Genomic DNA, 12,999 nt, shown 5'->3' on the forward strand with positions numbered 1-12,999 from the left:
CCTAGAGCCGCGCCAAGGCGACGGTGATGTTGTCCTGGCCGCCCTGGGCATTGGCCCAGTCGACCAGGGCGGACGCGGTGGCCTTGGGCTCGCCGCCGTGCTCCGCAGCTGTCTGACGTACGAGGTCGGCCAGCGGTGCCGCCTCCGAGCAGTAGTTCCACAGGCCGTCCGAGCAGACCATCAGCCAGCCGGGGCCGCTGACCGGCAGCGTCGTGATCCGCGGGGTGTGGTCCGGCGCGTCCTTGCCGAGCCAGCGGGTGATGGCATGCGCGTGCGGGCCCGACTCGGCCTCCTCGCGCGACATCCCGCCGGCGATCAGCTCCGCGGCCCACGAGTCGTCGACGGTCAGCGCGACCGCCTCGGCGCCGTCCGGGAACCAGTACGCACGGCTGTCGCCCACGTTGCCCGCGACCAACAGCCCGCCCTCCAGGACGGTCGCCACGAACGTGCACGACGCAGGGTTCGGACTGTCCGGACTGGTGTTGTCCAGTACGGCGTCGCTCGCCGCGTCGGCCGCCGCCTTGAGTCGCGCCGCGATCGCGCCGGCCCGGGACGACTCGGTGCCGAGCCCTTGCGCGTGACCGGCCTCGAGTACGTCGCGGGCCGCCCGGGCCGCGGCCAGCGAGGCGACATCGGAGTCAAGCGAGGAGCTGACGCCGTCGCACACCACCAGCAGCGCCCGGCTGCCAGGCTCTGCGTCGGCGGCGATGGCCATCGCGTCCTCGTTGCGGGTGTGCCGGATGCCGCGGTCGCACACCCCGGCCACCCAGGCGGCGGGCTGCTCCGTGAAGTGGTCCCGCGGCTTCGCGGCCTTGGTGCCGCACGTCTCGCAGTACCCGTCCGCGCCGACGGTCCCGCCGCACGAGGCGCACGGGCCGACGGGCACGGCGGCCCCCGCGGCCACAGCACCGATCTCGACCGTGGGTTCGGTGTCGGTGTCCAGGGCCGGTGTGCTGGGGGCGGCGGCCGGCTTCAGCTCGGCGCCGCAGGCCTCGCAGAACAGGTCCGCCGCGGCCACCGGGCCGCCACAGCTGGGGCAGACCGTGTCGGTCGTACTCGTCATCGCAACGTCCATCCTCGAACCTCGTTGGCCAGGTCGACCAGGGCGATCCGTTCCGGCCGGCTCTTGGCCTGGGAGGCCAGCAACCGGTAGGTGGCCTCGAGCCCGTCCCGCAGGGAGGTCTCGGTGGCTGCCCGTCCGTCGATCCGCAGAGCTTCCTGCGGACCGGACTGCTGTACTTCGGTCAGCGCGGTCCGGAACACGTTCGCGGCCAGGTTGGCCCGGTCGACCGGGTCGATGGTCAGCGTCGCGATGCTGTCCATCGCCTGGGCGAGCGCGGGAAGGCCACGGCCCGATCCTGCCAGGAGACCGGCTTGCTGGCGACGAGCCCGGACGTACGCGCCGCTGGTCGGCGGTACGAGTTCGAGGGCGGCGAGCGCGCCGTCCAGGTCGTTGCGCGACGTCCGGATGTTGGCCAGGCCGAACGCGGAGGGGGCGATGTAGTTGGCGTCGGTCCGGGCACAGGCGAGGTAGAGGCCCTCGGCAACGTAGAACTCGCCGCTGTGCTCACAGGCGAGGGCCAGCGCCAGCTTCGGTGCCAGCTCACCCGGCACCTGGCCGTAGACGGCGTTGAACGCGGACTGTGCACCGGTCGCGTCGGCACGGGCCAGGGCGACCAGTCCGGACATCCAGACCGCACGCCACTCCCACGGGTCGGCGCTGAGCAGGTCGTTCACAGCGGTGTCGACCATGTCGTAGCGCTCCGGCCCGACCTCCAGCGCCGCTTCCGCGATCTCCAGCAGTGTCTGCGGGGACTGTTCCGGCGCGTCGACCAGCAGCTCCAGCCGCTTCGCCGGGTCCGGCACGCTGACGGTCTTCAGCCAGCCCGCCATCTTGTCGCTCTCGTCCGGCACCAGCGACGGCAGCTGCCGCCACGGCGGGGCCGCCTCGCCCAAGCCCGCGGACCGGTCGCCAGGTGTGCCGAAGAGCAGCGACGACGCCGAGTGCTGTGCCGCCTTGACGCCCTGGCGCTCCGCGACCACCTCACGCAGTACGCCGAGCAGCTGGACGCGGAACTCGTCGGCGGACTGGAAGCGGTCGGCCGGGTCCTTCGCGCACGCCTTGGCCAGCAGGCGGTACACCGAGTCGTACTTCTGGAACAGCGGGACCTCGCCGACCGGCGGCAGCGTGTCGACGTACCGGCTCTGGTACCCGCGGAACTCCATCGCCAGCACGCACAGCGTCCGGCCGAGCGTGTAGATGTCGGAGGCGATCGACGGGCCGACCTCGGCCACCTCGGGTGCCTGGAAACCGACCGTGCCGTAGATCGCCGAGTCCAGGTCGTCGATCCGCCGGACGCCGCCGAGGTCGATCAGCTTGACCGCGTCGCCGACCTGGATGATGTTGTCCGGCTTGAAGTCGCAGTACACCAGGCCGAGGTCGTGCAGGTACGAGAACGCCGGGATGATCTCCAGGATGTACGCGATCGCCTGGTCGATCGGCAGCGCGTCGTACTCGCCGTTGTTCTTCGCCATCCGCTGTTTGAGCAGCGTCTTCAGCGAGGTGCCGCCGACGTACTCCATGACGATGTAGCCGGCGCCCTCGTGGGTGACGAAGTTGTAGATCTCGACGATCAGCGGGTGCTCGACGCGGGCCAGGAACTGCTGCTCGGCGATCGCCGCGGCGACCGCGTCCGGGTCCTCGGAGTTCAGCAGGCCCTTGAGGACCACCCAGCGGTCGGACACGTTCTTGTCCTGCGCCATGTAGATCCAGCCGAAGCCACCGTGCGCGAGGCAGCCGGCCACCTGGTACTGGCCCGCGACCAGGTCGCCGGGGTGCAGCTTCGGCGAGAACGAGTAGCGGCTGCGGCAGTTCGGGCAGAAGCCCTCGGTGCGGCCCGGCTGGCCGTTGCGGGACCGGCCGACCGCGTGGCCGCAGCTCGGGCAGTTCCGGCGGTCCTCGGGGACCATCGGGTTCGCCAGGATCGCCTTGCTCGCGTCGATCGCGGGGATCGTCGGGACGTGCGTGAGCCCGGCGCCGAGGCGCGCGCCGCGCAGCCGGGTGGACGACGTACCGAGCTTGCGGGTCAGCTTCGAACCGGCCGCGGCCGCGCGGGCCGAGCCGAGCGGCGTCGACGCCAGGCGGTTGGAGGCGCGCGAGACGGTCGACACCGAGCTGATCGGGTCCGGGTCGGCTGCTGCGGTGCCACCGCTCGCCGCGGGGGAGCCGCAGACGTCGCAGTAGCCGTCGGCGTAGCTGCCGGTGCAGCCTGGTTGCGTGCACTTTCCGGTCGCTGGAGCTGCCGGAGCGCTTGAGGCGGCGGGGGCGCTCGAGGCGGCGGCGGGGGAGCCGCAGATGTCGCAGTACCCGTCCACGATGGAGCCGGTGCAGCCCGGCTGGGTGCAGGTCGTCATCTTGTTCCTTCCAGGTAGGCCTGGTAGGCCGCTACCAGTGCACCGAGGCGCGCCAGGTCGACCGGCTCGCGTTCGATCACGGCGCGGCCGCGCCGGTACAGCTCGGCGAGATCTTCGTTGCCCGGGGCAACACTTGCCGCCTTCACCTGGTAGGCGTCGAGCAGCTGGGCGAGTTCGTCGCGGCGTTGCAGCGCGGCGCCGTACGCCGCCTGCGCCTGACCGAGCGCCCGCCGTACGGCGTCCAGCCGGGTCAGGTACTTCTCGAGCTCGGCCGGGGTGTTCGGCACCGGACCGAGCGCGGTGACATCCGGTACGGCGAGCCGCGGGGCCGGGGTGACCGTGGCGACGGCCTTGTCCGCGAGCGCGCGGACCGCCGTACCCTGGGCCTCCAGCTCGCCGCGCAGGGACCGGGCGCGGGCCACGTCGGCGGCGCGCTCCTTGCGGGTGGCGGCGCCGACGATCAGGTCCCGCTCGACCTTCGCCGCGTCGATCTCGAACGGGCCGATCAGGCCGCCGATGTCCGCGCCGCGTTTGTTGCGGTCGGCAAGGTCCGTGAGCCGGCGGTCGAGGTCGTGGTGCTTGGCGAGCGCGTCGTTGCGGGCGTTCACCGGTTCCTGCTTGACGAGGTCGCTGATCCGCTCGACCTGGGCCCGCAGCTGCCGCAGCCGGGCGGCGAGGTCGGCGTCACCGGGTTCGAGCGCGAGCTTGGCGCGCAGGGTGGCGGCGAGCGCGTCCGACAGCTTGCATGCCTCAGGCAACGAAACGGCAAGCGAACCGCCGGCGCCGCCGGCATCCAGACCGCCCCAGATCAACGTCGAGATCCGCTCGGTCTCCTTCGGCCCGACCCGCCCCGAGTCCCAGGTGACCAGAATCAACTCGTACCGGTCCGAGACGGCCTTCCACACCGTCATACTCAGCACGACATCGGAACTGAGCACATCCGCCTCGGGTGAATGCAGCGCAGCCTGATCCAGCTCGTCCAGCTCAGCCTTCCGCCGATCCCGCCACTCACCCAACGCGGTCAGGTAGGGAAGCAACTCCGCAGCCGCAACCCCACTCCCCATCCGCCCCGGCGGCACCGGCGCCGAAACAATCGGCGTACGAACGGTCATTGGCGGCCGTACTGCGGCGTCGGTGCTACGGCTTTACCCAGATCCTGGCCGAGCCACTTGTTGTAGGACGCCATCCAGTCCGACTGCTTTTGACCGGGTTGCACCTGCTTCATCTGCTCGAGCACACCGTTCACGAACTGGACGAAATCCTTCTGGCCCTTGTTGATGCCCAGGCCGTACGGCTCGTCGCTGATCCGCTCGTCCAGCACCTTCGCGTACGGGTCCTGGGCGGCGTCGCCGGCGAGCACCGTGTCGTCGCCGCTGATCCCGTCGGCCTTGCCCTGCTGGAACAGTACGAGACAGCCGGTGTCGGTGTCGGCCGTGACGGCCTTGATCTGCGGGTTCGCCTTCTTCAGGTTGTCCAGGCTGGTCGAGCCCGCCGGGGCGCAGATCGTCTTGCCGGACAGTTGCGTCAGGCTCGTCGCCGTCGAGTCGCGCTGGACGAGCGTCTTCTGCCCGGAACGGTAGTACTCCGCCGAGAACGCGATCCGCTTCCAGCGCTCGCAGTTGATCGTCATGTTCCGGGCGACGATGTCGACCTTTCCCTCCTCCAGCAACGGGATGCGCTGCGGGCTGGAGATCACGCGAAGCTCGAGGTGGCCTACCCAGGTGCCGAAGATGGCTGTTGCGACCGCCTTGACCATGTCGATGTCGAAACCCTCGATCGCGCCGGTGAGCGGGTTCCGCGCACCGAGGTGGAGGCTGTCCGCGGACACCCCGGCGATCAGTCGGCCGCGCTTGGAGATGTCCGCCATCGTCGAACCCGCCGGCATCTGGCCCGGCGCGGGCAGCGGGCCCTCGGGCGGCGCGTAGGACTGCAGCTCGGTGGCCTTCTCCTCCTTGGTGCAGGTCGCCGGAGCCGCGGGCGCGGCGGACGTCGCCGACGCCTGAGGCCTGGCCGGGATCTCGGTGGCGGCGTAGTTGGCGTTGCCGCAGGCGGTGAGGAGGAGGGCTGTGGTGGCGGCTAGGGGGATCAGTTTTTTCATCGGTACTCCTCCAGGCGCTGCGACATGCCCCAGGCGACGAGTAGTGCGGCTGCGATGCCGATCGGGATGCCTAGCCAGCCGATCGGGGGGAGCCCGTCGCGGGCGTCGGTGAGCTTGGACTGCACCGCCGTACTGGCGTTCTGCAGGTGCTGGTCCGAGTTCTTGTCGAAGGCGCTGAACGTGTTCACGGAGTTCGTGTCGTCGTCGGACTTGCCGACCGCGCGGTTGACCGCGTCGTCCCATCGGCCTTCGGTGTCGTCCTTGCGGACCTTCTGGTGCTCGGTCTGGTAGTGCCGCCAGGCGGTGGTCAGCGTCGAGTCCTGGCTGCCGAGCTTGCCCAACTGTTCGTTGACCTGGGCGGCCGCGGCGGCGTACGCCTTGTCGAACTCCTCGCCGGAACCGCGCGCGATCAGCGTCAGGCTCTCGTTCGAGCGGGCGTCGTACGCCGCGATCCGGGCGCGGGACAGCGCGAGGGTGCGGTCGTACTCCGAGCTCCGGGTCTCGTTCGCCGAGCTGGACGCGCTCGCCAGCGCGATCCCGCCGATGACGGTGGTGAGCAGCACCAGCGCCGCGCCGGCCGCGATCGGGACGTTGAGGTAGCGGTGTGTACGCCGGGCCAGCCAGCGCAGCGTGATCGCGAAGACCACGAGACTCAGCAGGCCGCCGACGAGCACCCAGATGGTCCCGCGGCCGACGCCGTCGAACTCCGTGTCGACGCGCTTCTCGTTTGCCTCGACCAGGGCCTTCACGAGCGGGAGCGAGTCGTCCTGGAGGACGGAGTTCGCGTCCTTCAGGTACTGCGAACCGATCGGAAGTCCCTGCCGGTTGTTGGCGCGGGCTTGTTCGATGAGGCCCTCGTACGTGATCAGGGTCTTGTTCAGCGCGCCGAGTACGTCGCGGTCCGCGGGCTGGGCGCTGGCGGCCTCGGCGATCAGCCCGGCGGCCGCAGCCATCGAGTTGACGTAGTGCGCGCGTTGCTCCGGCGGCTCGAGTCCGCCGACGAGGAAGGCGTTGGTGGCGTCGGCGTTCGCGCTGACCAGGTTGGTGTGGATGGCCTGGATGCGGACGAGTTGGGCGGCGTTCGCCTGCGCCCGGTCGAGCGCGCCGTCGGACTGCCCGAAGCCCTGCGAGGCCGCGACTCCGAACACCACGCTCATCGCGGCGGCGAGGATCAGGAACGCCCGCATCCGCCCCGGCGTACCGTCGAACCACTGCGCCACGGCGCCGCGCCGACGAGCACTCGGCCCAGCCGGCGCTTGCTGCTGCTGCGCGCTGTCAGGCACCGGAGCCGGCGACCACGTCGCGGGCGGCGCACTCTGCGTCTGGGTCACGCCTTCTCTCCTTGCTCGGACCGAACGTCCGCGAACTCCACATCGGCCGGTTCTGTCTCCGCCGTGTCCGTCGGCTCCAGCGGTTCGGTGTCTGGGGTCTCGGCGGGCTGGGGCTCGGGTTCGTCGGGGTTGTCGGTCAGGTCGGCGGCGAGGATCTGACGCAACTGGTCGGTCGTCGGTGCCGTCACGTCCCGCAGCCGCCAGGCGTGCCGCCCGATCGCGGCCTCGAGGGTGTTGCGCGCGAAACGGCCGTTGCCGAAGGAACGGTCGCGCACAGTAGCGGCGAGGATCTCCCGGAACTTCTCCAGGGCTTCCGGCACCAGTTCGTAGTCGGCAGCTTCCGCGAGCCCGGTGAGGATGTCGGTCAGCTCGTCGTCGGTGTAGTTCTCGAACTCGATCGTCGTCCGGAACCGGCTCGCCAGCCCGGGGTTCGCGGCGATGAACCTCTCCATCGGCTCGGGATACCCGGCAACGATCACGACCAGGTCGTCCCGCCGGTCCTCCATCTCCTTGACCAGCGTGTCGACGGCCTCCCGCCCGTACTGGTCGGCCCCGTTGTCCCCCGCGGTCAGGCTGTACGCCTCGTCGATGAACAGCACCCCACCGGCCGCGGACGCCACCACGTCGGCGGTCTTCGTCGCGGTCTGCCCGAGGTACCCGGCGACGAGCTCGGACCGGTCGACCTCGACCAGCTGCCCCTTCGACAGCAACCCGAGCGCCTTGTAGATCCCGCTCACCAGCCGCGCGACGGTCGTCTTCCCGGTCCCCGGGTTCCCGACGAACACCAGGTGCCGCGTGATCGTCGGACTCTTCAGCCCCGCCTCGGTCCGCAGCTTCTCGACCCGCAGTACGGCGACCTGCCGGTGCACCTCGCGCTTCACGCGCTCCAGCCCGGTCAGCTCGTCGAGCTCCGCCAGCAACTCCTCGACGGTCTTCGCCGGCTCCGCTTCGGCCTCCGCCGCCTGCGCAACAGCCTCCGGGGCAGTCTGCGAGGCCTCCGCCGCCCGCGGTATTGCGGCCCGCGGTACTGCGGTCTGCGGCACAGCGCTGCCCTGTCCCGGTACGACGTGCAGCGGCCGAGCACCAGCCGCCTGCAACTGTGCGGCAGCAGCCACGGACGCGTTGCCGACCACCCGCATCGTCGGCTCACCCAACGTGCAGGCGGCCGACGCCACCTCCGCCAGCGCTTCGGCGTACGCAACCTTCTCCGCCGAACCAGCCGCGACCAGCTCGCTCAGCACGGCCGTCGGCGAGCCCCGCCACCGCCGGCCGCGCACAGCCGCATCGAAGAAGTCCTGTGTCGTACCACCAGGTACCGCCGCGCCCCAGTCCGCAGCCGCGCCAGGCGCGGACTCCGCCAGCGCCGCGGCCAACGAGAGCGCCTCACCACGCGCCAAGTCCTCAGCGACACCAGCCCGAGCAGCGACAGCGACCAGCGCCGACAGCGCCTCCGGCAGTGCGTTCGGATCGCCCCCCGTGCCGCTCATGACCCTCCTCGTCCAGGTGGTGGTGCCAATGGTCCAGCCGGCCCGCCGCTCGGGCCCAGATCCGGCGGCCCCAGGTCCGGCGGCGGGGTCGACCCGGTCGGGCCGAGCGCCAAACCGCCACCCGTGGACCCGGTGCCGAACTTCTCCTGCAGGAACCGGCCGTGGGCGATCAGCGCCGCCGCGTCGGCCCGGTTCACCGCGTCGAAGACCTTGTCCATCGTCGCGGCCAAGAGGTCCAACTGGTCGATCAGGATCATCAGCGACGTCTTGCCGCGGTCCACCGGCCGCGTGTCGGCCCACTGCCGCGGCAGCCGCAGGTACCCGCCGATCGCCTCCGGCAGGTAGTCGGTCGCCGTCGCCATCACGGAGTACGCCTGCACGCTGCCGCCCAGGTTGCCGAGCCGTGGGATCGTCTCCCGGACGGTCCGCACCACTCGCGCGACCCGCGACGCCACGACGGCCGGTACGGCGCCGCCCGCGACCAGCTGCTCGACGCGAACCAGCGCCGCCAGCAGGTCGTCGTTCGTCGGCGGTCCGGGCACCGGGGCAGCCTCGGGCTCCTCCTTGCGACCGGTCAGCCGCGCGAAGAAGTCACCAAGAGCCACGCCGTCGTCCCCCTGCTTGCCCGCGGTTCAGCGACCGAGGTCGAGGTCGAGGCTGCCGTGGACGACCTGCTGGTTCTGCTGCGCGACCCGGTCCAGGTACGACCGCGACTTGGTCACCTCGTTCTCGAGCGTGCCGATGGTCGCGGCCATGTTGTCCAGCGCCTCGACCTTGAACGTGTCGATCGCGTCCATGGTCGCGTAGATGTTCGCGAACGCGGCCTGCAGCTGCGGCAGCCCGATGGTCGCCGACGCGGCCTGCTGCTGGATCGCGACCGAGTTGTCCTTGAGCATCTGCGAGGTGCGCTCGATCATGCCGCTGGTGGTCGTGTTCAGCGCGCTGATCTGGTCCAGCACCAGCTTCTGGTTGCTGAGCGCCTGCGCGACGATGACCGCCGTACGCAAGGCAGAGACCGTGGTGGTGGACGCGCGGTCGACGCCCTTGATCAGCTCGATGTTGTTCTTGATCACGATGTCGATGGCCAGGTAGTTCTGGATCGACACGGCGAGCTGGGTGAGCAGGTCCTGGTGCTTCTGCCGGACGTAGAACAGCACGTCCTCGCGGAACGCCTTCGCCTTCTCCGGGTTGGTCGCCTCCAGCTCCGCGATCGCCGCGGACAGCCGCGCGTCGAGGCGCTCGGCGACGTACACGTACTGGTTCAGCCGGGTCATCGCGTCCCAGAGCTGCTGCTTCTCCAGGTTCAGCGCGGCGTTGTCCTTGCCGAGCTCGTCCTGGCCGTTGCGCAGGCTGTGCAGGATGCCCTCGAGGTGGCTCTGCGCGCTCTGGTACTTGCGGAAGTAGTCCTCGATCTTGTCCCCGAACGGGATCATCCCGAGGAACTTCTTCACCCCGGTGGCTTCCTTCGGGTCCAGCTCCTCGACCGTACGGCGGAGCTCGAGCAGCGTCTTGCCGACGGTCGAGCCCTCGGACAGGCCGCCCTCCTGGAGGGCCCGCACGGGGGACTGGAGGAGGCGGTTCGAGCTCTCGGCGGCGGCGCGGATGTCGACGTCACCCATGCTGCGCACATCGCTCGCCTTCGACGCGAACTCCGGCGACCGCGGCTCGGCCGCCATCAGCGCCGTCAGGAACGTGTCCACCTTGCTGTCCAGCCCCGGCAACGCGGCCGGGTCGACGGCCGGCGCCATCGTCGGCGCGGCGGTCGCGGCCACCGGCTGTGACGGCGGCGGCGCGGTCAGTATCAGCCCCGGCGCGGTGGCCGTCGGCGGCTGCAACGGCGACACGGCAGGCTGGGCGGCAGGCTGGGCAGCAGGTTGGGCGGCAGCAGGCTGAGCAGCGGTGTTGTCGGCTTCGGTCATCGTGTTCCCCTCCGAGAGGCGCCCCTGGATACCTCCGTGACGCGCACACAATCTACGCGGTTCCCGGTCTTCCTGGCTTCCCTGTTGCCTACTCGTTGTTAGCTGCGGCGGTAACTAACGAAGCAGAACCCGTCGCGGGGCTCGCGGGCTGTCTCGAGCCAGTCAGCCGGGTCGATGGCCGGAAAGGTGATGTCGCCGTCGGGGGACTGGTCGACCTCGGTGAGTTCGAGGGCTTCGGCGTGGGGGAGGGCTTGGCGGTAGATCTCGCCGCCGCCGGCGACGTACAGCGTGCCGTCGTACTTGAGGGCGTCGTCGAGGGAGTGGACGATGTCGACGCCGTCCGCGGACCAGTCGGGTTGCCGGGTGACGACGACGGTACGGCGGCCCGGCAGCGGGCGGCCGATCGAGTCGTAGGTCTTGCGGCCCATCACCAGCGTGTGACCGAGCGTGAGCTGCTTGAAGCGCTGCAGGTCCTCGCGGATCCGCCACGGCAGGTCGTTGTCCCGCCCGATCACGCCGTTCCGGCCGACCGCGGCGATCAGGATGATGCTCATACCGCGATCGGAGCCTTGATCCCGGGGTGCGGGTCGTAGCCGATCAGCTCGACGTCCGCGATCTCGTACGCGTCGATCGAGTCGCGCCGGTTGAGCCGCAGCGTCGGGAGCGGCCGCGGCTCGCGGGTGAGCTGCAGGCGGGCCTGGTCGAGGTGGTTCAGGTACAGGTGCGCGTCGCCGAAGGTGTGCACGAAGTCGCCGACCTCGAGGCCGGTCTGCTGCGCGACCATGTGGGTGAGCAGCGCGTACGACGCGATATTGAACGGTACGCCGAGGAAGATGTCGGCCGACCGCTGGTAGAGCTGGCAGGACAGCCGGCCGTCCGCGACGTAGAACTGGAACATCGTGTGGCACGGCGGCAACGCCATGTCGTCCACGTCGGCGACGTTCCAGGCGCTGACGATGTGCCGGCGGGAGTCGGGGTTGTTCTTGATCGCGGTGATCAGGTTCGCGATCTGGTCGACGTGCCGGCCGTCGGGCGTCGGCCAGGACCGCCACTGGTAGCCGTACACCGGGCCGAGCTCGCCGTCCGCGTCGGCCCACTCGTCCCAGATCGAGATGTTGTTCTCGTGCAGCCACTTGACGTTCGTCGAGCCGCTGAGGAACCAGATCAGCTCGCCGATCACCGACCGCAGATGCAGCTTCTTCGTGGTCACCGCCGGGAAGCCCTGGCGGAGGTCGTACCGCGCCTGGTACCCGAACACACTCAGCGTGCCCGTCCCGGTACGGTCCCCCTTCTCCGTCCCGTGGTCCAGCACGTGCCGAAGCAGATCCAGGTACTGCTGCATGGCGCTCACGCTAACACCTGGAGCGAACGCCCAGGCCATCACAACCGCCGGTCGTGGAGCGTGTCACCGCTGAGTCCCGTGGACGGGCGGGGATCGTGATGGGCCGGCGGTCGGGCCTGGCAGACTCGCGGCGTGGACGAGTTCGTGTTGACGCTGGTGGTGCGGGTCGAGAAGAACGCGCGGCCGGCGCAGACGGATGCGCTGGAGACGGCGGCGCGGGCGGTGCTGGCGATCCTGGCGGACGAGCGCTCGTACGGCGAGGGCGAATGGGCGGAGGCGATGGCCGCCTGGCAGGACAACCGCATCCGCAAGATCGCGAAGCGTGCCCGCGGCGCCGAGTGGCGCCGAGCCGAGGCGCTGCCGGGCATCACGGTGCACGGCCACGGAACCGGCGCCGAGCCTGAGTCCGCGGTGGCTGAGGTTCGGGTGTTTCCGCCGACTCCGGTGGATGACGTGCCGGTGGATCTGTTCAAGCTTCAGGTGAGTGGGACCGACTTCGAGGACTCCGGCGAGCTGCCGCCGGTCGGCGCCGGCGTGCCCGTGCTGTGGGTGAATCCGGGGTTGGAGATGTCGAGTGGGAAGGCGATGGCGCAGGTCGGCCATGCTGCGCAGCTCGCCTGGTGGGCCCTGTCCGATGACGCTCGGAAGGAATGGCAGGCGGCGGATTTCGAGCTCGCGGTCCGTACGGCGACGGCTGCGCACTGGGCCGAGCTGCTGAGCGCGGGACTACCGACTGTTCAGGACGCCGGCTTCACCGAGATCGCGCCGGGGTCCAGGACCGTGATCGCCGACCACACTCAGCTGCGGCGATAACCCACCAGCGCGATCTCCTCGAGGTCCGGGTCGTCGTCCTCGAGCCTGCCCTCGTAGATGAACCCGAACAGGTGCCGCAAAGCCGCCTCGCCCAAATCGAGCGGATGGAAGACGAACGCGTACCACGAAGGCATCGGATGGTCGCCGGCCCAATACGGCTTCTCGAAGTCCAGCGGGTCGCCGAGATTCTCGATGATCCCGTGGTCCGGTGCGAGGCTCAGCGAGCGCCGCAGCACCCCGTCCTCCCAGATCGCGTATGCGAACCAGTCGATGACGCTGTGCATCGCGTGCAGGTACAACGTCCGCCCGCGAGCCTCGTCGATGAACCGCTGCGGCAGCGTGGACGGCCGGTCGAGAGCAACGTCCTCCGTCGTTACCACGGTCAGTCCTGGGTACACCCCGGCGTACACCTCACCGTCGCGCGGGTTCGGGTGATCCAGCAGATTCCCGTCCTCGACAGGCGTGAGCCGTGCCCCCGGATGGAGCCGCCCGAGCACCTCCCGGCTCGCGTCGCGGTTCGGTTGCGGGTGGGATCGCAGTACGGAGGCGACGTCGCCGTCGGCGTACAGCAGCATCCACGTCTTGGCGCCCATGC

The 12,999-nt window shown here is 70.3% G+C and carries 12 protein-coding genes; 1 reads left to right on the forward strand and 11 read right to left on the reverse strand.

Annotation, left to right across the window (positions count from 1 at the left end; translation table 11 throughout):
• Position 1: 1 nt before the first annotated feature.
• The 10 genes from ABN611_RS18160 to ABN611_RS18205 all read right to left on the reverse strand — a co-directional run bounded on the left by ABN611_RS18160 (position 2) and on the right by ABN611_RS18205 (position 11,591).
• The gene (locus ABN611_RS18160; protein WP_350281056.1) at positions 2-1,075 is read right to left on the reverse strand and encodes a PP2C family serine/threonine-protein phosphatase; all 1,074 of its coding nucleotides are present in this window, start codon (positions 1,073-1,075) and stop codon (positions 2-4) included.
• Positions 1,060-3,414: a tetratricopeptide repeat protein gene (locus tag ABN611_RS18165; RefSeq protein WP_350281057.1), complete on the reverse strand. Its 2,355-nt coding sequence runs from the start codon at positions 3,412-3,414 to the stop codon at positions 1,060-1,062. The genes ABN611_RS18160 and ABN611_RS18165 overlap by 16 nt, the downstream gene beginning before the upstream one ends.
• Positions 3,411-4,526 (reverse strand): hypothetical protein, encoded by a 1,116-nt coding sequence (locus ABN611_RS18170; RefSeq protein WP_350281058.1) that lies wholly within the window; start codon positions 4,524-4,526, stop codon positions 3,411-3,413. The genes ABN611_RS18165 and ABN611_RS18170 overlap by 4 nt, the downstream gene beginning before the upstream one ends.
• Complete coding sequence (locus ABN611_RS18175; RefSeq protein WP_350281059.1) at positions 4,523-5,512, reverse strand: glutamate ABC transporter substrate-binding protein; 990 nt, start codon at positions 5,510-5,512, stop codon at positions 4,523-4,525. The genes ABN611_RS18170 and ABN611_RS18175 overlap by 4 nt, the downstream gene beginning before the upstream one ends.
• A complete protein-coding gene (locus tag ABN611_RS18180) occupies positions 5,509-6,843 on the reverse strand; it encodes a hypothetical protein (RefSeq protein ID WP_350281060.1) in 1,335 nt (444 codons plus the stop codon). The genes ABN611_RS18175 and ABN611_RS18180 overlap by 4 nt, the downstream gene beginning before the upstream one ends.
• Positions 6,840-8,330 (reverse strand): AAA family ATPase, encoded by a 1,491-nt coding sequence (locus tag ABN611_RS18185; RefSeq protein ID WP_350281061.1) that lies wholly within the window; start codon positions 8,328-8,330, stop codon positions 6,840-6,842. The genes ABN611_RS18180 and ABN611_RS18185 overlap by 4 nt, the downstream gene beginning before the upstream one ends.
• Positions 8,327-8,935 (reverse strand): hypothetical protein, encoded by a 609-nt coding sequence (locus tag ABN611_RS18190; protein WP_350281062.1) that lies wholly within the window; start codon positions 8,933-8,935, stop codon positions 8,327-8,329. Before ABN611_RS18190 ends, ABN611_RS18185 begins: the two co-directional genes overlap by 4 nt.
• A gap of 27 nt (positions 8,936-8,962) precedes the next feature.
• Positions 8,963-10,249 (reverse strand): toxic anion resistance protein, encoded by a 1,287-nt coding sequence (locus tag ABN611_RS18195; protein ID WP_350281063.1) that lies wholly within the window; start codon positions 10,247-10,249, stop codon positions 8,963-8,965.
• Positions 10,250-10,347: 98 nt separating this feature from the next.
• Entirely contained in the window at positions 10,348-10,803 is a 456-nt protein-coding gene (locus tag ABN611_RS18200) for a dihydrofolate reductase (protein WP_350281064.1), read from the reverse strand.
• The gene (locus ABN611_RS18205) at positions 10,800-11,591 is read right to left on the reverse strand and encodes a thymidylate synthase (protein WP_350281065.1); all 792 of its coding nucleotides are present in this window, start codon (positions 11,589-11,591) and stop codon (positions 10,800-10,802) included. The genes ABN611_RS18200 and ABN611_RS18205 overlap by 4 nt, the downstream gene beginning before the upstream one ends.
• Before the next feature lie 132 nt (positions 11,592-11,723).
• Here ABN611_RS18205 and ABN611_RS18210 point away from each other — a divergent pair, with 132 nt between their 5' ends.
• On the forward strand, positions 11,724-12,404 hold the full coding sequence (locus tag ABN611_RS18210) for a peptidyl-tRNA hydrolase (RefSeq protein WP_350281066.1): 681 nt from the start codon (positions 11,724-11,726) through the stop codon (positions 12,402-12,404).
• Here ABN611_RS18210 and ABN611_RS18215 read toward each other — a convergent pair.
• Positions 12,389-12,997 carry a hypothetical protein gene (locus tag ABN611_RS18215; RefSeq protein WP_350281067.1) on the reverse strand — a complete coding sequence of 203 codons (609 nt, stop codon included), beginning with the start codon at positions 12,995-12,997 and terminating at the stop codon, positions 12,389-12,391. The two genes, ABN611_RS18210 and ABN611_RS18215, sit on opposite strands and share 16 nt — an antisense overlap.
• Positions 12,998-12,999: the final 2 nt, after the last annotated feature.

The organism is Kribbella sp. HUAS MG21, assembly GCF_040254265.1.
Classification (GTDB): domain Bacteria; phylum Actinomycetota; class Actinomycetes; order Propionibacteriales; family Kribbellaceae; genus Kribbella.